21 protein-coding genes and 4 tRNA genes are annotated in these 24,107 nt (G+C 60.0%); 15 read left to right on the plus strand and 10 right to left on the minus strand.

Annotation, left to right across the window (positions count from 1 at the left end):
* Nucleotides 1-25 precede the first annotated feature (25 nt).
* From LOY52_RS08220 to LOY52_RS08230, 3 genes are all read right to left on the minus strand, one after another.
* Complete coding sequence (locus LOY52_RS08220; protein WP_202371128.1) at nt 26-1,297, minus strand: OmpP1/FadL family transporter; 1,272 nt, start codon at nt 1,295-1,297, stop codon at nt 26-28.
* Nucleotides 1,298-1,443: 146 nt separating this feature from the next.
* Complete coding sequence (locus tag LOY52_RS08225) at nt 1,444-1,926, minus strand: hypothetical protein (protein WP_096797718.1); 483 nt, start codon at nt 1,924-1,926, stop codon at nt 1,444-1,446.
* A gap of 275 nt (nt 1,927-2,201) precedes the next feature.
* Entirely contained in the window at nt 2,202-2,426 is a 225-nt protein-coding gene (locus LOY52_RS08230) for a hypothetical protein (protein ID WP_007962908.1), read from the minus strand.
* A gap of 1,019 nt (nt 2,427-3,445) precedes the next feature.
* Here LOY52_RS08230 and LOY52_RS08235 point away from each other — a divergent pair.
* Both LOY52_RS08235 and rmuC read left to right on the plus strand, forming a co-directional pair.
* On the plus strand, nt 3,446-3,769 hold the full coding sequence (locus LOY52_RS08235; protein WP_258679027.1) for a sel1 repeat family protein: 324 nt from the start codon (nt 3,446-3,448) through the stop codon (nt 3,767-3,769).
* Nucleotides 3,770-3,944: 175 nt separating this feature from the next.
* Nucleotides 3,945-5,309 (plus strand): DNA recombination protein RmuC, encoded by a 1,365-nt coding sequence (gene rmuC, locus LOY52_RS08240; RefSeq protein ID WP_258679832.1) that lies wholly within the window; start codon nt 3,945-3,947, stop codon nt 5,307-5,309.
* 87 nt (nt 5,310-5,396) lie between these two features.
* Here rmuC and LOY52_RS08245 read toward each other — a convergent pair whose 3' ends face one another.
* Together LOY52_RS08245 and LOY52_RS08250 are read right to left on the minus strand one after the other, a co-directional pair.
* The gene (locus LOY52_RS08245) at nt 5,397-8,867 is read right to left on the minus strand and encodes a PAS domain-containing hybrid sensor histidine kinase/response regulator (RefSeq protein ID WP_258679028.1); all 3,471 of its coding nucleotides are present in this window, start codon (nt 8,865-8,867) and stop codon (nt 5,397-5,399) included.
* Nucleotides 8,868-9,089: 222 nt separating this feature from the next.
* Nucleotides 9,090-9,632, minus strand: a complete 543-nt coding sequence (locus LOY52_RS08250; protein ID WP_258679029.1) for a TetR/AcrR family transcriptional regulator — start codon at nt 9,630-9,632, stop codon at nt 9,090-9,092.
* A gap of 91 nt (nt 9,633-9,723) precedes the next feature.
* Here LOY52_RS08250 and LOY52_RS08255 point away from each other — a divergent pair, with 91 nt between their 5' ends.
* The 4 genes from LOY52_RS08255 to LOY52_RS08270 all read left to right on the plus strand — a co-directional run bounded on the left by LOY52_RS08255 (nt 9,724) and on the right by LOY52_RS08270 (nt 14,503).
* A complete protein-coding gene (locus LOY52_RS08255) occupies nt 9,724-10,911 on the plus strand; it encodes an MFS transporter (RefSeq protein ID WP_258679030.1) in 1,188 nt (395 codons plus the stop codon).
* 51 nt (nt 10,912-10,962) lie between these two features.
* Nucleotides 10,963-11,274 (plus strand): cupin, encoded by a 312-nt coding sequence (locus LOY52_RS08260; RefSeq protein ID WP_258679031.1) that lies wholly within the window; start codon nt 10,963-10,965, stop codon nt 11,272-11,274.
* A gap of 105 nt (nt 11,275-11,379) precedes the next feature.
* A complete protein-coding gene (locus LOY52_RS08265; RefSeq protein WP_258679032.1) occupies nt 11,380-12,531 on the plus strand; it encodes a TDT family transporter in 1,152 nt (383 codons plus the stop codon).
* Between the two features lie 97 nt (nt 12,532-12,628).
* Complete coding sequence (locus LOY52_RS08270) at nt 12,629-14,503, plus strand: MFS transporter (protein WP_258679033.1); 1,875 nt, start codon at nt 12,629-12,631, stop codon at nt 14,501-14,503.
* Nucleotides 14,504-14,598: 95 nt separating this feature from the next.
* On the opposite strand, the gene sugE is transcribed toward LOY52_RS08270, so the two are convergent.
* The 3 genes from sugE to rdgC all read right to left on the minus strand — a co-directional run bounded on the left by sugE (nt 14,599) and on the right by rdgC (nt 17,067).
* Nucleotides 14,599-14,913: a quaternary ammonium compound efflux SMR transporter SugE gene (sugE, locus tag LOY52_RS08275; RefSeq protein ID WP_003223093.1), complete on the minus strand. Its 315-nt coding sequence runs from the start codon at nt 14,911-14,913 to the stop codon at nt 14,599-14,601.
* A 119-nt stretch (nt 14,914-15,032) separates the two neighbouring features.
* Nucleotides 15,033-15,998 (minus strand): bile acid:sodium symporter family protein, encoded by a 966-nt coding sequence (locus LOY52_RS08280; RefSeq protein ID WP_258679034.1) that lies wholly within the window; start codon nt 15,996-15,998, stop codon nt 15,033-15,035.
* Nucleotides 15,999-16,146: 148 nt separating this feature from the next.
* Nucleotides 16,147-17,067, minus strand: coding sequence for a recombination-associated protein RdgC (gene rdgC / locus LOY52_RS08285; protein WP_003223096.1), 921 nt, complete (start codon nt 17,065-17,067; stop codon nt 16,147-16,149).
* 159 nt (nt 17,068-17,226) lie between these two features.
* Between rdgC and LOY52_RS08290 the strand changes: the two genes are divergently transcribed.
* The 4 genes from LOY52_RS08290 to LOY52_RS08305 all read left to right on the plus strand — a co-directional run bounded on the left by LOY52_RS08290 (nt 17,227) and on the right by LOY52_RS08305 (nt 17,769).
* A tRNA-Val gene (locus LOY52_RS08290) sits at nt 17,227-17,302 on the plus strand.
* Between the two features lie 19 nt (nt 17,303-17,321).
* Nucleotides 17,322-17,398 (plus strand) — tRNA-Asp (locus LOY52_RS08295).
* 199 nt (nt 17,399-17,597) lie between these two features.
* Nucleotides 17,598-17,673, plus strand: a tRNA-Val gene (locus LOY52_RS08300).
* Nucleotides 17,674-17,692: 19 nt separating this feature from the next.
* Nucleotides 17,693-17,769 (plus strand) — tRNA-Asp (locus LOY52_RS08305).
* Nucleotides 17,770-17,970: 201 nt separating this feature from the next.
* Here LOY52_RS08305 and LOY52_RS08310 read toward each other — a convergent pair.
* Together LOY52_RS08310 and LOY52_RS08315 are read right to left on the minus strand one after the other, a co-directional pair.
* The gene (locus tag LOY52_RS08310; RefSeq protein WP_408980424.1) at nt 17,971-19,137 is read right to left on the minus strand and encodes a catalase family protein; all 1,167 of its coding nucleotides are present in this window, start codon (nt 19,135-19,137) and stop codon (nt 17,971-17,973) included.
* Nucleotides 19,134-20,942 (minus strand): di-heme-cytochrome C peroxidase, encoded by a 1,809-nt coding sequence (locus LOY52_RS08315; protein WP_258679035.1) that lies wholly within the window; start codon nt 20,940-20,942, stop codon nt 19,134-19,136. Before LOY52_RS08315 ends, LOY52_RS08310 begins: the two co-directional genes overlap by 4 nt.
* A 271-nt stretch (nt 20,943-21,213) precedes the next feature.
* On the opposite strand from LOY52_RS08315, the gene LOY52_RS08320 reads away from it, so the two are divergent.
* From LOY52_RS08320 to LOY52_RS08340, 5 genes are all read left to right on the plus strand, one after another.
* Nucleotides 21,214-21,930: an FKBP-type peptidyl-prolyl cis-trans isomerase gene (locus tag LOY52_RS08320; protein WP_007966725.1), complete on the plus strand. Its 717-nt coding sequence runs from the start codon at nt 21,214-21,216 to the stop codon at nt 21,928-21,930.
* A gap of 294 nt (nt 21,931-22,224) precedes the next feature.
* Nucleotides 22,225-22,680, plus strand: coding sequence for a YkvA family protein (locus LOY52_RS08325; RefSeq protein ID WP_047600220.1), 456 nt, complete (start codon nt 22,225-22,227; stop codon nt 22,678-22,680).
* A gap of 112 nt (nt 22,681-22,792) precedes the next feature.
* Nucleotides 22,793-23,134, plus strand: a complete 342-nt coding sequence (locus LOY52_RS08330) for a helix-turn-helix domain-containing protein (protein WP_258679036.1) — start codon at nt 22,793-22,795, stop codon at nt 23,132-23,134.
* A complete protein-coding gene (locus tag LOY52_RS08335) occupies nt 23,131-23,502 on the plus strand; it encodes a hypothetical protein (RefSeq protein WP_003223109.1) in 372 nt (123 codons plus the stop codon). Before LOY52_RS08330 ends, LOY52_RS08335 begins: the two co-directional genes overlap by 4 nt.
* Nucleotides 23,503-23,901 (plus strand): sel1 repeat family protein, encoded by a 399-nt coding sequence (locus LOY52_RS08340; protein ID WP_258679037.1) that lies wholly within the window; start codon nt 23,503-23,505, stop codon nt 23,899-23,901.
* Nucleotides 23,902-24,107: the final 206 nt, after the last annotated feature.

A 24,107-nucleotide genomic window follows, 5' to 3' on the forward strand; every position in this document is an offset into this window, starting at 1 on the left:
GAGGGTTCAGCCTCGCCGTGCAGCATCAGAAGCGGTAAGTAGCGCCGACACCGAAACCGTTTGCCGAGTTTTCATACTTGGCGTCGTAGCTCTGGCCACGATTGTTTTCGTTGCGAATCTTGACCGACTCTTCCTTCAGGTACGAGTAAGCGACGTCGATGGTCAGATCTTCGGTCGGGCTCCAGCCGGCACCGATGCTGAAAATGGTGCGGTCGCCAGTAGGAATGCGTGGCGAACGGTCGACGTTGTTGGTCGGCGACTGGTCGAAGGTCAGACCGGTACGCAGTACCCATTCCTTGTTCAGTTGGTACGAAGTACCCACGGCGTAGGCCCAGGAGTCGTGCCAGTTCTGGTCTTCGGTGATCTCGCCGAACTGACCGGCCAGCAGCGGCTGCACGCCCGAGTTTTCAACGGTGATCTTCTTCAGCTGGCTCCAGCGGGTCCAGGTCGAACCGGCATAGACGTTCCAGCGGTCGTTGATCGCCTGAGTAACCGAGAAGTCCACGGATTCAGGGGTGGTGATCTTCAGCGAAGCGTCGTACTTCTGGCTGGCACCCAGACCGACCGCAGCCAGTGCGCCGTAGTTGACCTTGGTGTTGCCTTCGAGCTTGTAGTCGACTTTCGAGTGGTAGGTCAGACCCAGGCGAGTGGTGTCGGTGGCCTGCACCAGTACGCCGATGTTGTAGCCCAGCGCGGTGTCGTCACCCTTGATCTTGACCTTGCCGTCCGGCGCCAGCTGAGTCACCGAGAGGTTGGACTCGAGGGTGCCGTCGATGCGGTTGATGGTCGGGCCGAAACCGATCGACACCACGTCGTTGAACTTGTAGCTGACAGTCGGCTGGAAAGTGATGACTTGTACTTCGGACTTGCTGCCGAAGTAACGGCCGGCGAAGCCGTTTTCGTAATCGGTAATCAGGCCGAACGGCACGTATACGCCGAGGCCGAATGCCCAATGCTCGTCGATCGGTTTGACGTAGAAGCCCATAGGTACGGAGGTGAAGGGCACCATGTCGCCTTTGTTGCTGCCGCCGTTAGGGCTGGAGCTGGCGTCGCTGATATCGGTCTTGGCATCGAGAAATGCAACACCGCCAGTGACTTGTTCACGCGTGAGGCGCGACATGCCGGCAGGGTTGCCATAAACAGTGCTTGCGTCGTCGGCAGAAGAGGATCGCCCAGCGTAACCAGTGCCCATCCCGCTGATGCTGTGTTCGTTGATGGCAAAGCCAGCTGCGAAGATCTGGGTGGATGCCATGGTAACGGCGAGGCTAAGGGTGGTTTTGAGCATGACTTTTTTCATTATTAGAACTCCTGGTGATCACCGGGGCGAAAATTACCAACATTTTCGTCCCAGCGCTATAGTCCCTATGGCTTGAGTTAGAGCGGTTTTGTAGGACAATCCGACCAGATTCGCGACCTGTTGAGCGATCTTCCAAAACTCGCCAGTCAACACGCGACCTGATTCACCGGTGAAACACAGGTTTGCCAGGCGTAGGTGAAGTCGCGCAGACGACCTTGCGGCTGAAAGGTCTGACGCCAGATTCGCGCCATGCCCAGCAGATCGTCCGGAGCGGGGAGGGTGGTGTGTTGTTCTTCTACCAGCAGCCAGGCGATGGCGGTGGCATAACGAAGGTTGACGGTCAATTCCAGGTGCGGGCCGCTCAAAAAAGCATGTTGGCTGGCGAGGCCGCGAACCAGGCTCGCGCGCTCCGGATCGAGTGCCAGATAGTGGTCCCAAAGGGCCTGGTGGCGGTGCTCGGCAATCCGGTAGAGGCCGTGGCCACGGCGGTCATGCAGGGCGGAACCGAGGGCGGACTGGCTGGCGGCAATGCCCAGCAGCAGGGATTCGGCAGTTGCGCAGTGGCGTCCCAGATAGATCAGTGTGGGACGGATCACATAGCGGCACAGTTCGCTGGCAGCGATACCCATAAAACCCTCGGATCTTGTAATTGGCCGGCGATACCTGAAAGGGCCTTGGCAGCAGTGGATCGACTCAGGCTCGCCGAAAGCGGATCAAGCCGCTTGAGTTGAAGTGTAGTGTCATATTCGCGACGTAAAGGCCTGTTTTTAAAATATTTCCGGCAGCGAGCCACAGGCGTTATATCCGAAGGTGCTTAGGCGCGAAGGGCTAAAAGCGAAATATCGGGCAATAAAAAACCCCGCATTTTTGTGCGGGGCTTTTGCTTTTGCAGCCTTTTCGGCTCTCAGGCAATCAAGGCCTGACGCGTACGATCAATAATGGCCTGCAGCGGTTCGGCGCTGGAGTACTGATCTGGGTACAGACGCTCGCTGTGGCGAGCGATCCCGTGTTCATTGACCACGGTGAAGCTGAAGCAGCCTTTGCGAGCGGCCATGATCAGGCAGTTCATTGGGGCAAAAGCGTTGGTTAGGGTGCGAATGGCATCCTGAGTCTGGATTTGAGTAGACATAGTTATTAGGTGTTCCTACAAATGACACGGATAAGAACCGTGCAACGTTAAAACGTTCCAGTAATGTCGACCACCATTGGTCGTACAAAGAACCCGACTGGAACAAAGCAGCCAGTTTGAAGCGCTGATAAGTTGGCGCGCTTGGGCTGGCAGGTAGGTACTTAGGAGGACAGGCAACACATCGAGGGCAAAGGTTCTGGGCCCGGGGTGAAGATCCTGATCAATTTGCAGGTTGGTTCGGTCAGAGTAAGTGGTCTTCGCAACACCCTTTGCATTCATTCAAAGGCAGTGTCGGCGCAAGATTTACCTGGAAACCATCGAGGGGTCGTTCCCGCTTTTTCGGTGAAGGGCTTCTGGGAAGAAGGTTGACCGTGGGGATGTGTTCGACCGGAATTGACTTTCAGCTTGGTACTAACGCCGCGGATAGTAACGGAACGTTCTGGGCAATGCAAACCCCGTCGTAAAAAAGATTTCGTGAGTCGCCAAGCATTGAGGTGGTGTCCGGCTTCTTCGCGAGCAGGCTCGCTCCCACATGGGGAATACCATCCAGTGTGGGAGCGAGCCTGCTCGCGAAGGGATCACCCTGATCAACCGCCGGTCGCCACAAAAGCGTGCAGCCGTGCCCAGCGCCAACCCGCTTATCCCCAGTCCGAGGCGCAAAATGAGCCAAAAAAGCGCATCGATATAACCGGGTAACAGGTACTTGTGCACATTAGTTGCGTAGACGGTAACCTTGCTGTCATATCAATCCTGACCCCGGTGACTGCCTGTATCAAAAGTTTAAGTCAATGAAAAATATCGTCTTTTTTTGTTGGTGAAAAAATCGTCAGTTTGACTGCGAGCCCCATTCCACAAGGCTTTGCGGAGGTTCGGGAGCGGTTGTCCACTGAGTTATCCACAGCTTCTGTGGATTGTCCCTAGCGCTTGCTCTAGGACGGGCGTGCCGGGTTTTTTTCGACTTTACCTGTACGAAAAAGAGAGTAGAGTGGCGCGCCTTCCGATCTGTCCCACAGTGTTTTATGAAGTTTCGCTCAGTATCAGACTCTGTTACCTCCGAACACCCTCGTGTTACCCCTCCCAAGCGATTTTCCGTGCGTGTGGCCGAATGGCTGCTCGACAGCCCGCGCCTGGGCGAAAGCCGTAATGCCAAGCATCTGGCGGGGCGTCTGCTCAAGCAACCGGCGCGCGAAGGCGTGGTCGCGGCGCAAAGTCGTCTCGGCCAATTGATGTGCCGTGAGTGCGGCAATGCCCGGGATCGGCGCATCGGGCAGGATCTGCTGCGCCAGGCCGCCCGCGCCGGCGACCGGCGTGCACAACGGGAACTCGGTCTGCTCGAAGACTGAGCTGTCCAACGCCCCACGCCTTGGTTAACCTTCAGGCTTTATCGAATCGGCAGGAGTGGCTATGGCTATGGACTTGACCAGCGTGTTGCTGGGTCTGGCGGGCGCGGGATTGCCGCTGCTGGCGCTGGCCTGGCAACTGCAGCGCCGGGCGAGCAGCGCGCAGGCCGAGGTTGCCTTGGCCGAAGAGCGCCTGACCATGGCACAACTGGCGCAGGACGGACTCAACGCCCAGCTTGAGGCCGGCCGCGATGAAATCGTCGACCTGGGCCAGGCTAATGCCGCCAAGCAGGCGGAGCTGGCGGCCCTGCGCCGCGAAGTCGAGCTGCTGCAGATCGAGCGCGATGACGCCCGTGACGCTTCCCACGCCTGGAATATCGAGCGTGCCAACAAGGAAGCCGAACTGCGGCGTCTCGACGCGCAGGCTGCGTCGCTCAACGCCGAATTGCGCGAGCAACAGGAAAGCCATCAGCAGCGCCTCAACGACCTGCAAGGCTCGCGCGATGAGTTGCGCGCGCAGTTCGCCGAGCTGGCGGGGAAGATCTTCGATGAGCGTGAACAGCGCTTTGCCGAAACCAGTCAACAGCGCCTCGGCCAGTTGCTCGATCCGCTGAAGGAACGCATCCAGTCCTTCGAAAAACGTGTGGAAGAAAGCTATCAGGCCGAAGCGCGCGAACGCTTCTCGCTGGCCAAGGAGCTGGAGCGCCTGCAAGCGCTTAACCTGCGCCTGAGTGACGAAGCGACCAACCTGACCCGCGCCCTCAAGGGCCAGAAGACCCAAGGCAACTGGGGTGAACTGATTCTTGAGCGGGTGCTGGAACACGCCGGTCTGGAGAAAGGCCGTGAGTACCAGACGCAGGTCAACCTCAAGGGGCCGGACGGCGAGCGCTTCCAGCCGGACGTGATCATTTACCTGCCGGGCGACAAGCAGGTGGTGGTCGACTCCAAGGTCAGCCTCACGGCGTATCAGCAGTACGTCGCCGCTGAAGATGACACCCTCGGCCAGATCGCGATCAAGCAGCACGTGCTGTCTTTGCGCAGCCACGTCAAAGGCCTCGCCGGCAAGGATTACAAGCGTCTGGAAGGCCTGCACAGCCTCGATTTCGTCTTGCTGTTCGTGCCGATCGAAGCGGCGTTTTCGGCCGCATTGCAGGCCGAGCCGGCGTTGTTCCAGGAAGCGTTCGACCGCAACATCGTGATCGTCAGCCCGACCACGTTGCTGGCGACGTTACGGGTGATCGACAGTCTGTGGAAGCAGGAGCGGCAAAGCCAGAACGCCCGGGAAATCGCCGAACGTGCCGGCTGGCTGTACGACAAGTTCGTGCTGTTCATTCAGGATCTGGACGAAGTCGGCAATCGCCTGCAACAGTTGGACAAGGCCTACAGCTCGGCGCGCAACAAACTCACGGAAGGGCGGGGTAATCTGGTCAGCCGCAGTGAACAGCTCAAACTGCTCGGTGCACGGGCGAGCAAGAGTCTGCCGGCGGATCTGTTGGAGCGGGCGATGACTGATGTCGATGGGCTGGTCGAACTGCCAGAGTGAAGAGCACAAGATCGCAGCCTGCGGCAGCTCCTACATGGGATTTGCATTCATCCTGTAGGAGCTGCCGCAGGCTGCGATCTTTTGCTTTTACAACGGCACATACCGACTCAACAACGCCCGTAACGCCGCCGGTTTCACCGGTTTGGCCAGATAATCCAGCCCCGCCGCATGCACCTGCGCCACGGTTTCCGGACGACCATCGGCGCTGATCACCACACCCGGCACCGGCTCACCCAGTGTGGTGCGCAACCACGCCATCAGCTCAGTCCCCGTGTCGCCATGGTCGAGGTGATAGTCGACCAGTGCCAGTTGCGGTCGTACGCCATCGTTGAGCAACGCCGCACATTCCTCGCGATTGCGCGCTGTCCACACCTGACAGCCCCAACGGGTCAGCAGGCTGTTCATGCCGATCAGAATGCTGTCTTCATTGTCGATGCACAGCACTTGCGCGCCGCTGAGCAACTTGCCGTTCAACTCCACTGCAGTTTTCTGTGGCAGCGATTGCGCGCGGGCCAGCGGCACGCTGACGCTGAACACGCTGCCGCGCCCCGGCCACGAACGTACGCGCAAGGTATGGCCGAGCACGCGACATAAACCGTCGGCAATCGCCAGGCCCAGTCCGAGGCCTTTTTCGGCGCGGGTCTGATGGCTGTCGAGGCGTTTGAACTCCTCGAAAATCACTTGCTGTTTGTCTTCCGGAATCCCCGGCCCGCGATCCCACACTTCCAGACACAGTTCGCCGCCACGTCGGCGCACGCCCAGCAACACTGGCCCTTTGGCGTAGCGGAAGGCGTTGGTGAGGAAGTTCTGCAGAATCCGCCGCAGCAATTTGATGTCACTGTCGATACGCAACTGGCTGCCTCGCACGCGGAAGGTCAGACCCTGTTCCTGGGCCAGCGCCTTGAATTCGGCACCGAGCGTATCGAACAGCTCATTGAGCGCAAACGGCTTGCGATCCGGGTTGATCTTGCCGTTCTCCAGACGGGAAATATCCAGCAGGTCGCTGATCAGGTCTTCTGCCGAACGCAGCGAACTGTCGAGGTGTTGCACCAGTTTCTGCGCTTCGCTGCTCAAGCCGTCGTCTTGATGAGAGAGGGCGGCAGAGAACAGGCGCGCGGCGTTCAGCGGCTGCATCAGGTCATGGCTGACGGCGGCGAGGAAGCGGGTTTTCGACTGGTTCGCCGCCTCGGCATGGCCCTTGGCTTCGGTCAGTGCGACGTTGAGCTGTGACAGCTCTTGCGTGCGCTCGCTGACCCGTTGCTCCAAGCCTTCGTTGGCCTCGGTCAGCGCCTGCTCGGCTTCGCGGAACGCGGTGATGTCGGTGAAACTCATGACGAAGCCGCCACCGGGCATCGGGTTGCCGATCAGCTCGATCACCCGGCCATTGGGGAACAGGCGTTCGGACGTGTGCGCGCGGCCCTGACGCATCCAGTGCAGGCGCCGGGCGACGTGGACTTCCGCCTCGCCGGGGCCGCACAGGCCGCGTTCGGCGTTGTAGCGAATGATGTCGGCAATCGGCCGGCCGACGCTGATCAAACCGTCCGGGTAGTTGAACAGCTCCAGATAGCGCCGGTTCCACGCCACCAGTTTCAGCGACTGGTCGACCACGCTGATGCCCTGGGTGATGTTCTCGATCGCCCCTTGTAGCAAGGCGCGGTTGAACTGCAAGACTTCAGAGGCTTCGTCAGCGATACGGACTACGTCCTCAAGTTGCATTTCCCGGCCTTCAATTGCGGCTTTTACCACCGCCCGCGTCGACGAAGCACCGAGCACACCGGCGAGTAAGCGTTCGGTGTGGGCGATCCATTCGCCATCGGCGTTCTGGTTCGGGTTGAAGCCCTTGCCCTGACGGTAGGCAAAACGAATGAAGCTCTGCCGCGCGCGTTCTTCACCGACAAAACGTGCTGCCAGTTGCAGCAAATCATCAATCTGCACCGCCAGCATCGAACGCGCACTCGGCCGGGCGCTGATTTCCTGACCGATGAAGCGCCCGGCCTGCCAGTGTTCCGAAACCCGCGTACGCGACAGCACCGAGACCCAGGCGAACAACGTGAAGTTGCCCGCCAGCGACAGCACCACGCCTTGGGTCAGCGGGGTGATCGGCAGGTTCAGCGGGTTGCTGTGCAGCCACGCCAGACCGGGAAAAGTGCTTAATGACCAGCCGAGACTATGGGCCGCAATCGGCAGGATCAGCGTGTAGAACCAGAGGAACGTACCGGCGGCCAGACCGGCGAAAACCCCGCGACGGTTGGCTTGTTTCCAGTACAGCGCGCCGAGCATCGCCGGGGCCAGTTGGGTGACGGCGGCGAAGGCGATCTGGCCGATGGTCGCCAGGCTCGCAGTAGAGCCCAGCAAGCGGTAGCTGACGTAGGCCAGCAGCAGAATCAGCACGATGCTCACCCGGCGCACTGAGAGCATCCACTGGCGGAACACCTCGAACGGGCGCTCGGCGTTGTTGCGGCGCAGCAACCACGGCAAGAGCATGTCGTTGGAGACCATGGTCGACAGTGCCACGCTGGCCACAATCACCATGCCGGTGGCCGCCGACGCGCCGCCGATAAACGCCAGCAACGCCAGGGCCGGATGGGCCTGGGCCAGCGGCAGGCTGATCACGAACGAGTCGGGCAGCACGTGACTCGGCAGCATCATCTGCCCGGCGAGGGCGATCGGCACCACGAACAGCGCGGCCAGCGCCAGATACGCCGGGAACACCCACTTGGCCAGGCGCAGGTCCTGCGGGTCGATGTTCTCCACCACGGTGACGTGAAACTGCCGTGGCAGGCAGATGATCGCCATCATCGCCACCCCGGTCTGCACCACCATCGATGGCCAGTTGATCGTTTCCTTCCAGTATTCTTCGAGGCGCGGCGCGAGCATCGCCTGATTGAACAGGTCGTCAAAACCGTCGTACAACCCGTAGGTCACGAATGCACCAACGGCGAGAAAGGCGAACAGCTTGACCAGCGATTCAAACGCAATCGCCAGCACCATGCCGCGGTGGTGCTCGGTGGCGTCGAGGTTGCGCGTGCCGAAGACGATGGTGAACAGCGCCAGTACCAGCGACACGATCAGCGCGGTGTCCTGGGCGCGGGTACCCATGGCGTCGGCACCGGCGCCGATCAGCAGGTTCACGCCGAGCACGATGCCTTTGAGTTGCAGAGCGATATAAGGCAGGACGCCGACCAGACAGATCAGCGCCACCACCACCGCCAGCGATTGCGATTTGCCGTAGCGCGCCGCGATGAAGTCGGCAATCGAGGTGATGTTCTCCTGCTTGCTGATCATCACCATTTTCTGCAGGACCCACGGTGCGCCCAGCAACAGCAGGATCGGCCCGAGGTAGATCGGCAGGAATGACCACAGCTGTTCGGCCGCCTGACCGACCGCGCCGAAGAACGTCCAACTGGTGCAATAAACCGCCAGCGACAGGCTGTACACCCACGCGCGCATCCGCGGCGGCAATGGCGCGCTGCGACGGTCGCCGTAGAAGGCGATGGCGAACATGATGGCCATATAGGCCAGGGCGACGGCGGCGATCAGCCCGGTGGACAACGACATGCAACACTCCCGACAAAAGACTCTCCCGGCAGTCCTGCCCGGGCGGACAGTCTCGCATGAGTGCAGCGGTTAGTCAGTGTCGACCAAGGTCGTGGCGTGGCGGGGTGTCGCAGGTTTGAAACCGGGTGGTTCTGGGGTGACTGGTCGGGCCTCTTCGCGAGCAGGCTCGCTCCTACATTTGGTATGCAATCCCCTGTGGGAGCGAGCCTGCTCGCGAAAGCATCAGTCCTGTTTCAGCGCGATATCGATCAACCGATGCAGCTCATCCACCTCCAGCGCCGCCGCCGAAAACAGAATCCGAAACACCACCGGCGCCACTACCAGATTGATCAACCGATCAACGCTCGGCGCTGCTTCATCGGGGTGGCGGTCAATGATGGTCTGCAACTGCCCACCAAGAATCGTCACGCAATACCCCGGCGTGGCGCTGGCCTGCACATCGCGCATCATGTTGCGCCCCGGTTCTGAACTCATTTCGTCGAGATACTGTTCGGCCCAGGCGCGGATGTCACCGCGCAGGTCACCGGTCACCGCCGGTTCGCTGTCCGGGCGCATGCGGGCGAGGGCGACGTCGGCGAGCAACGCCGCCAGATCACCCCAGCGCCGATAGATCGTCGACGGCGTCACTCCCGCGCGCGCCGCGATTTGCGGGACGGTCACGGTGCTGCGCTCCTGTTCTTGCAGAAGCGCGCGGACTGCCGAATGAATCGACTCTTGCACCCGGGCACTGCGTCCGCCCGGGCGTAAACCTTCTTTAATAGCCATGCGTCAGACCTTAACACAAAGAATTTGCTTTAAGCCAAAGCCGAGAGCACACTCCGCAAAAGCAAAAAATTAGCTTTTGCGGAGTGTGCCCATGACCAGCCTTGCTTCCAACCGTGGCAGCCTGATTTTTCTGGCGATCACCTTGTTGAGTTTTCTCGCCGCTTCCACGGCGCCGACGCCGTTGTATCACCTGTATCAGGATCAACTGCATTTCTCGGCAGCGGTGCTGACCCTGATTTTCGGCGTGTATGCGCTGAGTCTGCTGGCGGCACTGCTGACGGTCGGATCGCTGTCCGATCACCTGGGACGTAAGCCGGTGATTTTCACTGCCGTGCTGCTCAATGCGCTGGCGATGTTGCTGTTTATCAGCGCCGACAGTGTTGCCTGGCTGATCAGCGCCCGCGTGCTGCAGGGTTTTGCCACCGGCATGGCCACCGCTGTTCTGAGCGCGACGCTGCTCGACACCGATCGCCAGCAAGGGCCGTTGATCAACAGCGTCGCACCGTTGCTCGGCATGGCGCTGGGCAGCATGGGCTGTGGCTTGCTGGCCGAATTCGCCCCGGCACCGTTGCAACTGACTTACTGGTTGCTGCTGGCGCTGTTCGTGTTGCAGGCGGTGTATGTCTGGCGTCTGCCGGAAAGCGTCACCCCGCAAGCCGGGGCCTGGGCTTCGCTGCGGCCAACCCTGCATGTGCCGGTTCAGGCTCGCGCGACGTTGTGGCGGGTGCTGCCGCTGAACACCGCGACCTGGGCGCTCGGCGGCTTTTTTGCCTCACTGGCGCCGTCGCTGGTGCGCACTGCTACCGGTTCGACTTCGAACCTGATCGGCGGCGCGACCGTCTCGGCGTTGACCGTGACCGGGGCGCTGATGATTTTCACCTTGCGCAATCGTCCCGCCGGCAAAGCCCTGCAAATCGGCGCCAGTCTGCTGCCTATCGGCGTGCTGCTGATTTTGCTCGGCGTGCACAGCGCCAGTCTGGCGTTGTTTTTCCTCGGCACACTGGTCGCCGGTTGCGGCTTTGGCGCGGGTTTCCTCGGCGCGGTGCGCAGTCTGGTGCCGTTGGCACTGCCGCATGAACGGGCCGGTTTGATGTCGGCGTATTACGCGCTGAGTTATCTGGCGTTCTGCTTGCCGGCGTTGCTGGCTGGGCATTTGACCCGCACCTACGGTTTGCTGGTGACCACCGACGGCTATGGCGCCGGGTTGATCGTCCTGGCCGTCGCCGCGCTGTTGCTCAGCCTGCGCCCGCAAGCAGTCAAGGCTTGCAGCGCTCCATAAACGTTGTGCTTTCAGTTACCGTTGACCGGCCTTCTTTTCACGGATCGACAGATGAAGATTATCCGCAGCAAGTCGTTCACCGCCGAGCGTGCCTGGGGTGCGCTGGACATCGCCAGCATGAACGGCATCACCACGCGCCTGCACTGGACCGATCAGCCGTACAAATGGCACGTCAACGATGGTGAGGAAGTGTTTGTGGTGCTCGATGGTCAGGTGCAGATGCGCTATCGCGAACAGGGTGAAGAAAAGCAGGCGCTGCTTGAGGTCGGCGATATCTTCTACGCCTCGGTCGGCACCGAGCACGTAGCGCATCCGCAGGGAGTGGCGCGGATTCTGGTGATCGAAAGCGAAGGCAGTGTTTGATCGCTTATCTGTAAAGTAGATAACAGATAGAGAAATTACCCGTTATATAGATATTCGATTCGGTTCTACCATGGGCTCAACCTCACCTGAGGACAGGAGTTCATGATGACTTGCCCCAACACCGCCAAACCCGGCATCAAGCCGTTCAGCCAGCTTCAGCATCCGCGTGAAGCGATCCGTCAATTCACCCCGAACTGGTTCGCCGCGACGATGGGCACCGGCGTGCTGGCCCTGGCGCTGGCACAGTTGCCGGTGGCGATCCCCGGATTGCACGCGGTGGCCGAAGGTTTGTGGCTATTCAACATTCTGTTGTTCAGCCTGTTTACCTTTGCCTATGCCGCGCGCTGGGTTCTCTTCTTCGATGAAGCGCGGCGGATCTTCGGCCATTCCACCGTATCGATGTTCTTCGGCACCATTCCCATGGGCCTGGCGACCATCATCAACGGCTTTCTGCTGTTCGGCCTGCCACGCTGGGGCGAGGGTGTGATTCATCTTGCCGAAGTGCTGTGGTGGCTCGACGTGGCGATGTCGCTGGCCTGCGGCGTGTTGATTCCCTACATGATGTTTACCCGCCAGGAACACAGCATCGACCAGATGACTGCCGTCTGGCTGCTACCGGTGGTGGCTGCAGAAGTGGCAGCGGCCAGCGGCGGTTTGCTCGCGCCGCATCTGGCTGAGGCCCACGCGCAACTGGTGGTGCTGACCACCAGCTACGTGCTCTGGGCATTTTCCCTGCCGGTGGCGTTCAGCATTCTGACCATCCTGTTGCTGCGCATGGCTTTGCATAAACTGCCCCACGAAAACATGGCCGCCTCAAGCTGGCTGGCCCTCGGTCCGATTGGCACCGGCGCGTTGGGCATGCTGCTGCTGGGCGCTGATGCACCGGCGATCTTCGCCGCCAACGGCCTGCCGGGCATCGGTGAAATCGCTGCAGGCGTGGGGCTGGTCGCCGGTATCACCCTGTGGGGCTTCGGCTTGTGGTGGATGTTGATGGCGCTGCTGATCACCGCGCGTTACCTGCGTGACGGCATCCCGTTCAACCTCGGCTGGTGGGGTTTTACCTTCCCGCTGGGCGTGTATTCGCTGGCGACCCTCAAGCTCGCCAGTACGCTCAACCTCGGGTTTTTCAGTGTGGTGGGCTGCGTGCTGGTGACGTTGCTGGCGGTGATGTGGCTGATCGTCGGTAAACGCACCGTGCAAGGCGCGTGGCGCGGTGAGTTGTTTGTCTCACCTTGTATTGCAGGGTTGAAGAAATAACCTGAAAAGTTTAGGTAAGGTGTGGCCTGGATCGCCGATCGAGATTCCAATAAGCAGATCCAGGCCATTCTCTACCGACCTCAGGGAAACACGGAAGATGAGTCACCCCTCACAGTTCAACCTGCTTCGCACTCGGCGCTTTCTGCCGTTTTTCATCACACAGTCGCTGGGCGCGTTCAATGACAACGTGTTCAAGCAGTCGCTGATCCTCGCCATTCTGTATCGGCTGACCATCGAAGGTGACCGTTCGATCTGGGTCAACCTGTGTGCGCTACTGTTTATCCTGCCGTTCTTCCTGTTCTCGGCGCTGGCCGGGCAGTTCGGGGAAAAATTTGCCAAGGACGCGCTGATCCGTCTGATCAAACTCGCGGAAATCGCGATCATGGCCGTAGGCTCGATCGGCTTTCTGTTCGATCACCTGTCGCTGATGCTGGTGGCGCTGTTTGCCATGGGCACGCATTCGGCGTTGTTCGGGCCGGTGAAGTATTCGATCCTGCCGCAGGCGTTGCGCGAGGATGAACTGGTCGGCGGCAACGGGCTGGTGGAGATGGGCACGTTCCTGGCGATTCTCGCCGGGACTATCGGTGCCGGCGTCATCATGTCCTCGACGCACTACGCGCCACTGGTGTCGACCGCAATTGTCGGCATTGCGGTGCTCGGTTATCTCGCCAGTCGCAGCATTCCTCGCGCCGCCGCGGCGTCGCCGGAAATGCGCCTGAACTGGAACATTTTCAGCCAGTCCTGGGCCACGCTGAAACTCGGTCTGGGCCAGACGCCCGCGGTGTCGCGCTCGATTGTCGGCAACTCGTGGTTCTGGTTTGTCGGGGCGATTTACCTGACGCAGATTCCGGCCTATGCCAAGGAATGGATGCACGGCGATGAAACCGTGGTCACGCTGATTCTTACCGTGTTCTCGGTGGGAATTGCGCTGGGTTCGATGCTTTGCGAGAAGCTCTCCGGGCGCAAGGTCGAGATCGGCCTGGTGCCGTTCGGCTCGTTCGGTCTGACCGTATTTGGCCTGCTGCTGTGGTGGCATTCCGGTGGTATCCCGGAAAGTGTCACCGGCCACAGCTGGATCGAAGTGCTGGGCTTTGCGCATACCTGGGCGGTGCTGGTGGACATTCTCGGCCTCGGCATTTTTGGCGGTTTCTATATCGTGCCGCTGTACGCGTTGATCCAGTCGCGCACCGCTGAAAACGAGCGGGCGCGGGTGATTGCCGCCAACAATATTCTCAACGCCCTGTTCATGGTGGTGTCGGCGATCGTTTCGATTGTGTTGCTGAGTGTGGTGAAGTTGTCGATTCCGCAGTTGTTCCTGGTGGTGTCGCTGCTGAACATCGGCGTCAACGCCTACATCTTCAAGATCGTCCCCGAGTTCAGCATGCGTTTCATGATCTGGCTGCTCAGCCATTCCATGTACCGCGTCGAGCACCGCAACCTCGAGGCGATCCCGGACGAGGGCGCGGCGCTGCTGGTGTGCAACCACGTGTCGTTCGTCGATGCGCTGCTGATTGGCGGCGCGGTGCGTCGGCCGATTCGCTTTGTCATGTACTACAAGATCTACAACCTGCCGGTGCTGAACTTTATCTTCCGCACGGCGGGGACGATTCCGATTGCCGGACGCAACGAAGACATCCAGATCTACGAAAAAGCCTTCACCCGGATTGCCCAGTATCTGAAGGACGGTGAGCTGGTGTGCATCTTCCCCGAAGGCAAGCTGACCACCGATGGCGAGATCAACGAGTTCAAGGGCGGGCTGACGCGGATTCTCGAAGAAACCCCGGTGCCGGTGATTCCGCTGGCGTTGCAGGGATTGTGGGGGAGTTTCTTCAGCCGCGATCCGAACAAGGGGCTGTTCAAGCGGTTGTGGTCGCGGGTGACGTTGGTGGCGGGTTCGGCAGTGGCGGTGGATGCGGCGGAGCCGGCGAAACTGCAGGGGTTGGTGGGGGCGTTGCGCGGGACGGTCAGGTAGATGTATTGATCGCGCCCCTTCGCGAGCAGGCTCGCTCCCACATTTGAAATGCATTCCAGTGTGGGAGCGAGCCTGCTCGCGAAAGCGGTAGTGGCTTAAGCGCTGACCTTGAGGCCAATCAACCCGGTAATGATCAACGCCACACTGGCCAGCCGAATCAATGCCATCGACTCGCCAAACAGAATGATCCCGGCAATCACCGTGCCCACGGCACCGACGCCGGTCCAGATCGCATAAGCCGTACCCAGCGGTAATTCCTTCATTGCAAGACCCAGCAGGCCAAGGCTGATGGCCATGGCCGCAACGGTCAGGACGGTGGGGAGCGGGCGGGTGAAGCCGTCGGTGTATTTCAGGCCGACGGCCCAGCCGACTTCGAACAGGCCGGCGAAAAACAGAATGATCCAGGACATGAGAGACCTCCATCGATTGACGGGGCCGTCCCCAGATTGATGACTCGATCGAGCCGCAGGGTCGTCCCCGCGTAGCGCAACAGTCTGCCGAGCATTAATCCGGGGATCAAGTTTCCCGGTCAGTCGACCGGCTGTTGCGCCAGCGACTCACGGTCTTGCTTCTCGCTCATCCGGCGGAAATATGTCGATAGCAGTGCCCCGGAAATGTTGTGCCAGACGCTGAACAACGCGCTCGGCACCGCCGCCAGCGGCGAGAAGTGCGCACTGGCTAGAGCGGCACCCAACCCCGAGTTCTGCATGCCGACTTCCAGCGCCAGCGACTTGCGCTGCGCCAAGGGCAAGTTGAACAGGCGTCCGGTGAAGTAGCCCAGCAAGTAGCCGAAGCTGTTGTGCAGCATCACCACGGCCATGATCAGCAGCCCGGATTCGGCGATCTTTGCCTGACTGGCAGCTACTACGGCGGTGACGATGATCACGATGCTGACCACCGACACCAGTGGCAACACGTCCACCGCGTGGCGCACCCTGTCTCCGAGCACGCGTTGCGCGACCACGCCGAGTACGATCGGCAGCAACACCACTTGCAGGATCGACCAGAACAATTCCATGAACGATACCGGCAACCACGCCGAAGCCAGCAGCCAGATCAGCGCCGGGGTCAGCAGCGGGGCGAGGAGGGTGGTGACGGCGGCAATCGCCACCGACAGCGCCAGATCGCCGCGGGCCAGCCAGGTCATGACGTTTGAAGAGGTGCCGCTTGGGCAGCAGCCGACCAGAATCACCCCGACCGCGATTTCCGGCGGCAGGTGGAAGATCTGGCAGAGCAACCACGCCACACCGGGCATGATCACGAAATGCGCGACCACGCCCAAAGCCACGCGCCACGGATGGCGAGCGACGGCGGCGAAGTCATCGAGTTTGAGGGTCAGGCCCATGCCGAACATCACCAGCCCCAGCAGCGGCACGATCGCGCCCTTGAGGCCGAGGAACCACGCTGGCTGCAGAAACGCGATCACGGCGAAAATCAGAACCCAGTAAGCGAAGGTATTGCCGACAAAGCGGCTCAGTGCAGCCAGTGCGCGCATGGCTTGTTCCTTATTATTGAATGAACACCACAAAAACAATTGTGGGAGCGAGCCTGCTCGCGAAAGCGGCGTGCCAGACACATTAATGTTAACTGTCACTCCGCATTCGCGAGCAGGCTCGCTCCCACAGTTTTGAAACTCGTCAGGATTAGATCCCCTGTGGAGTCTCTTCCCCGCCCAACGCTTCCACCAGTGCCGGCAGGAAGTCGCCGAAGGTCAGCATCATCAGGGTGAAGCTGGCGTCCAGTTGGCCCAGGGCCTCGTCGCCGCCATCCTGTTCGGCCTGATCCTGCAGCAAGTCTTCGAATTTCAGGCGTTTGACGGTCATCTTGTCGTCGAGCATGAACGACAGCTTGTCCTGCCAGGCCAGCGACAATTGGGTGACCACTTTGCCGGTGCTCAGGTGCAGCTGGATTTCTTCGCTGGTCAGATCCTGACGTTTGCAACGCACGATGCCGCCGTCTTCGTGGGTGTCGCGCAGCTCGCACTCGTCCAGTACGAAGAAGTCCGGGGCCGCTTGCTGGGTGGTGACCCACTCGGTCATCACCGCGGTCGGTGCGGTTTTCACGGTCAGCGGACGCACGGGCAGGGTGCCGAGCACTTCACGCATTGTGGAGAGCAGGTCTTCGGCGCGTTTCGGGCTGGCCGAGTTGACCAGAATCAAGCCCTGTTTCGGCGCGATGGCGGCGAAGGTCGACGAGCGACGGATAAAGGCGCGCGGCAGGAATGCCTGGATGATTTCATCCTTGATCTGATCGCGTTCCTTCTTATAGACCTTGCGCATCTGCTCGGCTTCGATCTCTTCGACCTTTTCCTTGACCGCGTCGCGCACGACGCTGCCCGGCAGAATGCGTTCTTCTTTACGCGCAGCGATCAGCAGGAAGTCACCGCTGACGTGCACCAGTGGCGCATCTTCGCCTTTGCCGAACGGCGCGACGAAACCGTAGGTGGTCAACTCCTGGCTTGCACATGGACGCGCCAGTTTGGTGGCCAGTGCAGTTTCCAGCGCCTCGGCATCGACAGGCAGGTCTTGGGTCAGGCGATAGATAAGCAGGTTTTTGAACCACATGGGGTGAGTCTCTCCTTTATACAAAGGGGGGCATTATTGTCTTCGCCGGGTCATAGGCCAACCCTTCTCTAAGCCTTTGGAAGGCCTGAGAAAATTAATTAAAAAAGTGCTTGCCAGAGGTTGGGTCGCTCCGTAGAATGCGCGCCACACCGAAGCGAAGGGTGATTAGCTCAGCTGGGAGAGCGTCTGCCTTACAAGCAGAATGTCGGCGGTTCGATCCCGTCATCACCCACCATTCGTTTCAAGTGTTTAGCGCAGCGGTAGTTCAGTCGGTTAGAATACCGGCCTGTCACGCCGGGGGTCGCGGGTTCGAGTCCCGTCCGCTGCGCCATATTCGGTAACCTGGACCACTGAACGCCAGGTCACCACGGAAAAACCCGCTAAAGCGGGTTTTTTTCTGTCTCAAGTTTGTACCTTGTTCCATCGGGTTTGTGTCGTTTCACCGGTTTTCGTATTTTTTTGAAAAAAACTTCAATTAAATCAACACATTACGAAAACTTGTGGCATAATGCGCCCCGTAACGAAGCGAAGGGTGATTAGCTCAGCTGGGAGAGCGTCTGCCTTACAAGCAGAATGTCGGCGGTTCGATCCCGTCATCACCCACCATTCGTTTCAAGCGTTTCGCGCAGCGGTAGTTCAGTCGGTTAGAATACCGGCCTGTCACGCCGGGGGTCGCGGGTTCGAGTCCCGTCCGCTGCGCCATATTCGGTCACCTGGACCCACTGAACGCCAGGTCACCACAGAAAGCCCGCCTAGTGCGGGCTTTTTGCTGTCTGCGATTTGTGAAATCACTCGATCTCCCCTGCGGGACCTGCGGTACGCTGCGATCTTTTGATCTGGCTTTTAGAGATCAAAAGATCGCAGCCTCGTTTCACTCGACAGCTCCTACAGGGGTTGTGATTCTCACTGTTCGGCATTGCGGCTGTGCCGATAATCGCTCACCGCCTCATACACCGCTTTGCGCAAGCGGTTGATCCCGCCAATCGGCCGATGCGCCTCGATACCAAACCACGGGTTGAACGACAGGTTGTCACACGCCAGATTCAATGCCGGTGTGTCGAAGTCCTGCGCAGGCAGAGTGATTCGCGCCACACTTTCGAACGGTGAATCCTGCTCGCGCCATTCGATGCTGGTGTCCTCGATTGGCATGTACTTGTTCGCATCCTGACGCTGGATCTGCAGCACAAAACACGCCGGCACCCGATCCGCCGAAAGTTGCTGGTTCAAGGCGCTGCGCAGGAAATTCGGCAGGTCGCGGTTTTGCGGGGGCAGGGTATACGCCGGGCAATTATCCGGATCCGGCGCGACCCGAAACTTGGCATTGGCCTCGCCAAATTTGTAAGACGATACCGAAAAGTAGGTGGTCGCGGTCGGGCTGTCCGGTGGCGACGCCAGAGTGGCCAGCGCGATGAACAGGTGGCGGATCTGCCAGCTGCGCGGGTCCCAGCCGGGGAAAAACGCCATGATTTTTTTGCCGTCAGCCTGAGCCGCCACATTCTGACGATACTCGGCGACATCGCTGACAAAGAAATTCGGGTGGCTGAACATCACGAAGTCTTGCTCGCGGCGCTGCTGAGGGTCGTTGAGTAACGGTTTGCCAGGGACATCGTGCAGTTTGATTGCCATGCCCCGGGCGTCGCGGATGCTGTCGAACTGCGGGTAGGCGTTGCCATTGGACAGGCGAATCATCGCCTGCCAGGTTTTGCCCGGTTCGCTGAACACCCCTTGGCGCAGCGCTGGTGTCAGTCCCGGCAGCACCGTCACTTCGGCTTTCACGCAGCCATGGGCCTTGGCATGCGCATCGCGCAGGTAACGCGTGCCTTCGCGGTGTTGATCGACGATGCGTACGGCGGTCTGGATCACGTCCTGGGTCATGGCCGCTTCACCGGCGGGAATCTGTTCCTGCGCCGACACCGGGCCGCGGTGCTGCCAGGCGAACCACGCGCTCGCGATGGCCCAGCCCAGCAGGCTGATAATCAGCAATGTCAGCAGGGTTTTGCCTAGCAGGCGACCCAGCCATAACCAGACGCGGGCGAACATCGACGGTCTTTTGTACGGGTTGATCATCATGGCAATTGCGCCTCCAACGGTCCGCCCAGTACTTTCAGGTACTCCAGCAAGGCCCAGCGTTCTTCGGGTTGCAGCAGTCGGCCGATAACCCCATTGCCGCGCTCGCCGGCGCGGAATTCGTGACCGCTGTTGTGGTTGCCGGAGATTCGCGTGTCGAACAGGAAACCATTGGTAAAGGCTTCGGTGCGATAGCCCAGATGACGCGGGTCGTATTCGAACGAACCTTTATAGAACGTCGTGGCACGCTCATCCTGCGGCGACAGCAACTGATACAGGCTCGGTACTGAACCGTTGTGCAGAAACGGCGCGGTGGCCCAGATACCGGCCAACGGCCTGGCCTTGTAGGCGACCTTTTCGCGTACGCCGATCGGCAGTCCGAAGCCGTCGAGTTGGGGATTTTCCTGCGGGGTGACGCCGGCCTCGCGATAGGCGCGATCCTCGACGAACGCGGTGACGTAGGCCAGGCCCTTGGCCACTGATAGCTGGCTAAGATCCAGTGGTTCGGTAGGTGTCGGATGCAACTTCACATCCATTTGCTCAAGCTCTTTCAGATCCCATTGCAGCGGCGTCAGGTCGAAACGGTGGTTGGCTATGTTGGTCGCGGCATTCGGGTCGGTGCCGATCACCTCCACCGGCAGCATGTGCAAATGCTGTACCCAGCGCTCGCCTTCCTGGGTCTTGCGTGGCACGTGACAACCAGTGCAGTTCTCGGCAAACAGGGCGCGGCCCTTGGCGGCCAGCGGTTTGTCGATGGCGCCCAAGACATCCTCCGGCCACGCCGGCGGTTGCAGGCGTTGCAGGGTTTCTTCGATTTTATGCAGGTCCCGCACGCGCACGCTGGAGGCGTAACGCGCATCGCCCTGCAGTGGCTGGCCGTTGCTGTCGAAGAAATTCAACGTGGCGCCGACCCCCAGCGCCTCACCGATGTTGCGCGCCATCGGTTGCTGCGCCGAGCCGTTCCACTGCACCCAGTCGAACGTCCACATGTCCCACAGTTGCGGGTAGTCCACCGGTGCGTTGGCCACGCGGTAGTTAGCGGGGGAGATCGCGTCGCCGAAGGTGGCGTTGGCGATACGGCCGAACGCGTCGGCGCGTCCCGGGCCTTCTTCGGTCGGGTAGAGGCCGCGATGCGTGTCGTTCCAGGCAACTTTGAGGAAGGTGTTCAGCGATTGCTTGAAGTCTTTGCGCAGTTGTTCGCGGCGCGCCTCGTAATCATCGCCCAGAACATTTCTGGCGAAACGTTCGAATTTCCACGGGTTGTAGTAAGTCGAGACCAGACTGGCGACCAATGCCTGTCCGAAACTGCCACCTCGCAATGTAGGAACGCTGGAAGGCAAGACATGTTGCGCCGATCCGCCGTCAATTCGCACGGCGTGGCCCTTGAAGCGCAATTCGCCGGTGTGGCAAGCAGCGCAGGTGATATCGAGATATTGCTCGCTGCCACCGGGATTCGCGTGGCGGGCAAAGCCGACCGGCAGATTGCCGGGGTTGTTCGGCGTGGCTTTATGCTGAGGCTCAACCAGAAAACCGAAGCGTGCGAGGTATTCCGGGGACGCGAAACGCTGCTGCGAGAAGGGCAGCTCCAGCGCTTCAAACCATTCATAACGCAGGCCTTTGACCTGGGTGCCCTGCGGGGTGAAATAGTAGGTCTGGCGTTCCTCCTCGCTCCACTGCTGCAGGTAATGCACCTGTTGGGCCGGGGTGTAGAAGGGCAATTTCGGATTGGCGACGTAGTACAGAACCACCGCCAGGGCGAGGCCCAGCAGCACAATGATCAGTGCCAGCACACGGTATAAGAGGCGCAAGATAAACATCCTTGTCGAGTTGTTGCCCTTGTTATGCCTCAGTCGTTGCAGGTGCGGCAAGTGGCCATTACGCCAACTGTCGTAGGAAGTCCCGTCAGTCCTTGTCAGCTCCAGATGACAGAAGCTTCATCGTCCCTTGGCCCGAATGCGTTTTAATCCCTGAACTTATCGGACATTTCCTGCTCTCATGCCGGTAGCCATTGGTCGTGGCGGCCTGATAAGCTCGCGGCTTTACTCGATTGCCCTTTCGGCGCATGAACAAGGAAATAGCATGAAACAGCATCGGTTGGCGGCGGCGGTAGCCCTGGTTAGCCTGGTCCTCGCGGGTTGTGATTCGCAGACCAGCGTAGAGCTGAAAACCCCGGCGCAAAAAGCTTCCTACGGTATCGGCCTGAACATGGGCAAGAGCCTTGCTCAGGAAGGCATGGATGATCTGGACTCCAAAGCGGTAGCCCAGGGCATCGAAGATGCCGTTGGCAAGAAAGAACAGAAGCTGAAAGACGAAGAACTGGTCGAAGCCTTCGCCGCGCTGCAAAAGCGTGCTGAAGAGCGTATGGCCAAGATGAGCGAAGAGTCGGCAGCCGCTGGCAAGAAATTCCTCGAAGAAAACGGCAAGAAGCCTGGTGTCACCACCACCGCTTCCGGTCTGCAGTACGAAGTGGTCAAGAAAGCCGACGGCCCACAGCCCAAGCCTACCGACGTCGTGACTGTTCACTACACCGGCAAGCTGACCAACGGCACCGTGTTCGACAGCTCCGTTGAACGTGGCAGCCCGATCGATCTGCCGGTCAGCGGCGTGATCCCGGGTTGGGTTGAAGGTCTGCAGCTGATGCACGTTGGCGAGAAGTACAAACTGTACATCCCTAGCGATCTGGCTTACGGCGCGCAATCGCCAAGCCCGGCAATCCCGGCCAACTCGGTTCTGGTATTCGACCTGGAACTGCTGGCCATCAAGGATCCTGCCAAAGAAGACGCCGCCGCCAAGTAATCGGCTGTAGTTTCGAAAACAACGCCTCGCTTATGCGGGGCGTTGTTGCATCTGGACGATGCTGGCGGTAAACAGAGCGAACGGATGGCGCTAACAGCAGTCCTAGAGATTGAGGCTGCCAGCGCTAGACGCCCTGAGCCGCCAAGTCAATGAAATATTGGGGTTTTTTATGTGAGTAAAAAACGCCCGATCTGAGCGCAGCCCTTATGAAACGGGGCTTTCAGCGCTGAAATGCAGCTCTGTTCACAAGGTTATCCACAATTTGTGTGGATAACATTTCAACGGGAGAAATAGATGAAAGCGCCGTGGAATTTCGCCCGATTTCTGCCCCTCGCCGGTCGATTGCTGGCGCGTGGGCGTCTGCCGACTTTGTTGTTCGCGGTGGCGAGCAAAGGAGCGGCGCAAGGCAATCGTCTTGGCAAACTCAAGGATGATCTGCGTTTGCTCCAGGCACTGTGCCTGTCCTACTGGCGCGGCGAGTATCGGGCCATCAGTCCGAAAGCGCTGGTTTCGGTGGTGGCGGGCCTGATGTATTTCCTCAGCCCGGTGGATGCGATTCCGGATTTCATTCCGGTGTTCGGTATGCTCGATGACATCGCCGTTCTGGCCTGGCTGATGAAAACCCTGGACGACGAGCTCAATGCTTTTCGGCTCTGGCGCAACCGGCAGCAGCCGGAAAAACTCGCGGTGGTCGAGCGCCTGCCTGATACCCCCGAGCAACTTCAGCTTCAGGGCCCGAAAAAGCCCTGATTCATTTCGCTCGCAGACAGATAGATAGCCCCCGCGACCTTGGCCGCTGTTAGGATTACACTTCTAGGGAAAAGTGCCGACTCGCTAAGTGTTGTTGTCCTACGGGGTAGTCATGGATATTCAGATAATTGCACGCGATGGCGAACCCGAGTATGCGGTTCTGCCATGGGTCCAGTATCAGGCTCTACTGAAAGCAGCAGGCACCAACGAAACACCGCAGCAGCAGGCGCCAGCGCCGGCCGCCGCGACGCCGGACCCGATTCTTCCAGGTCTGGATCAACTACGCAGTTTGCGCGAAGGGAAGGGCATCGCCATTGAGGCGCTGGCCCGCACGGTAGGCATCAGCCCGTCTTATCTGGCCATGATCGAAAGCGGCGAGCGTCAACCTGACGCCGCGATTCGTCGCAGCCTGGCCTGGGAACTGACGGTGCCGGGTTGGAGGGATGAATCGTGAGCGTACGCATCAGTCGTCAACATTGGGACGGATTGCTGGGGGAGCTGGATCAGGCACGCAGGCAGCGCCATCTGTTGACCTATCGAGCCTTGCTCGAACGTTTGCAACTGCCGACGCCGGCGATGCAGACGCTGACCGCGGCACTTGAGCATCTGGCCGCACTCGACGCAAAGGCCGAACAGCCGTTGCGTAGTTCGCTGGTGATCAGCCAGGGTGCCAGCCGTTTGCCACGTACCGGTTTCTTTGAGTGTGTCGAGCGTCTCGGGCGCTTTTCCGGGCCGTCCGATGGCGTTGCTGCTGCCTCCTGGCATGCGTCGGAAGTGGTCAGGGTTTTCGAGTATGAGTACCCGGAATCGGCGGAGGCCTGAGTGTTCTTACGACTCAAGGCGTCGGCCAGCTACTGGTTGGCCCGCAGGCTGTTTCACTGGTCGTGGTTTGTCCGCCAGCCCAGAGGCTGGCGCTGGCTCGAAGGGCAGTTTGCGCGCATGGCCAATCTTGGCGATGTCGGCGCGCAAAGCTTTTATGGGCACATTCTGGCGTTTCGCGGGGTTGGCCTGGGTGCCCGCGAAGAGGGTGTGCGGCTGTTGCGTCTGGCGGCGCTCGCCGGCGACGGCAAAGCGGCCTATCAGGTTGGCGTGATCAGCTTGGCCGGTACTCCGAGCAAAGCGCCGGATCCGGCCGAAGCGGCGCGCTGGTGGACGCTGGCCGCCAAGGCCGGTCACCCGTTGGCCGAGCTCAAACTCAAAGAGTTGAGCGCTCGGGATTAAACCCGGTAAATCATTTTGTATCGCTCGATAAACGTGGCGTGAGGGAAACCTCACGCCACGTTTGCGTTTATCGCCATACGTTTTGTAGTAATTGGTCTTTTGCAGATTAGTCCTACAGTAAACGCCTACTCGCCTGACTTCTTTCCTGATTGATCCCCCGCAAAGTCCCCGCGCCTAATTTTTGCGCGAGGGAACGCTCATGTTCG

This window comes from Pseudomonas sp. B21-051 (genome assembly GCF_024748795.1).
GTDB lineage: Bacteria > Pseudomonadota > Gammaproteobacteria > Pseudomonadales > Pseudomonadaceae > Aquipseudomonas > Aquipseudomonas putida_A.

Bases quoted from the DNA above. Each gene is read 5' to 3' on its own strand.
- LOY52_RS08330 (WP_258679036.1), top strand. From the start codon at position 22,793: ATGGATATTCAGATAATTGCACGCGATGGCGAACCCGAGTATGCGGTT.
- LOY52_RS08220 (WP_202371128.1), bottom strand. From the start codon at position 1,297: ATGAAAAAAGTCATGCTCAAAACCACCCTTAGCCTCGCCGTTACCATG.
- LOY52_RS08230 (WP_007962908.1), bottom strand. From the start codon at position 2,426: ATGTCTACTCAAATCCAGACTCAGGATGCCATTCGCACCCTAACCAAC.
- LOY52_RS08265 (WP_258679032.1), top strand. From the start codon at position 11,380: ATGACTTGCCCCAACACCGCCAAACCCGGCATCAAGCCGTTCAGCCAG.
- LOY52_RS08270 (WP_258679033.1), top strand. From the start codon at position 12,629: ATGAGTCACCCCTCACAGTTCAACCTGCTTCGCACTCGGCGCTTTCTG.
- LOY52_RS08310 (WP_408980424.1), bottom strand. From the start codon at position 19,137: ATGATGATCAACCCGTACAAAAGACCGTCGATGTTCGCCCGCGTCTGG.
- LOY52_RS08320 (WP_007966725.1), top strand. From the start codon at position 21,214: ATGAAACAGCATCGGTTGGCGGCGGCGGTAGCCCTGGTTAGCCTGGTC.
- rdgC (WP_003223096.1), bottom strand. From the start codon at position 17,067: ATGTGGTTCAAAAACCTGCTTATCTATCGCCTGACCCAAGACCTGCCT.
- LOY52_RS08255 (WP_258679030.1), top strand. From the start codon at position 9,724: ATGACCAGCCTTGCTTCCAACCGTGGCAGCCTGATTTTTCTGGCGATC.
- LOY52_RS08260 (WP_258679031.1), top strand. From the start codon at position 10,963: ATGAAGATTATCCGCAGCAAGTCGTTCACCGCCGAGCGTGCCTGGGGT.
- sugE (WP_003223093.1), bottom strand. From the start codon at position 14,913: ATGTCCTGGATCATTCTGTTTTTCGCCGGCCTGTTCGAAGTCGGCTGG.
- LOY52_RS08245 (WP_258679028.1), bottom strand. From the start codon at position 8,867: ATGTCGTTGTCCACCGGGCTGATCGCCGCCGTCGCCCTGGCCTATATG.
- LOY52_RS08225 (WP_096797718.1), bottom strand. From the start codon at position 1,926: ATGGGTATCGCTGCCAGCGAACTGTGCCGCTATGTGATCCGTCCCACA.
- LOY52_RS08250 (WP_258679029.1), bottom strand. From the start codon at position 9,632: ATGGCTATTAAAGAAGGTTTACGCCCGGGCGGACGCAGTGCCCGGGTG.
- LOY52_RS08280 (WP_258679034.1), bottom strand. From the start codon at position 15,998: ATGCGCGCACTGGCTGCACTGAGCCGCTTTGTCGGCAATACCTTCGCT.
- LOY52_RS08325 (WP_047600220.1), top strand. From the start codon at position 22,225: ATGAAAGCGCCGTGGAATTTCGCCCGATTTCTGCCCCTCGCCGGTCGA.
- LOY52_RS08235 (WP_258679027.1), top strand. From the start codon at position 3,446: ATGAAGTTTCGCTCAGTATCAGACTCTGTTACCTCCGAACACCCTCGT.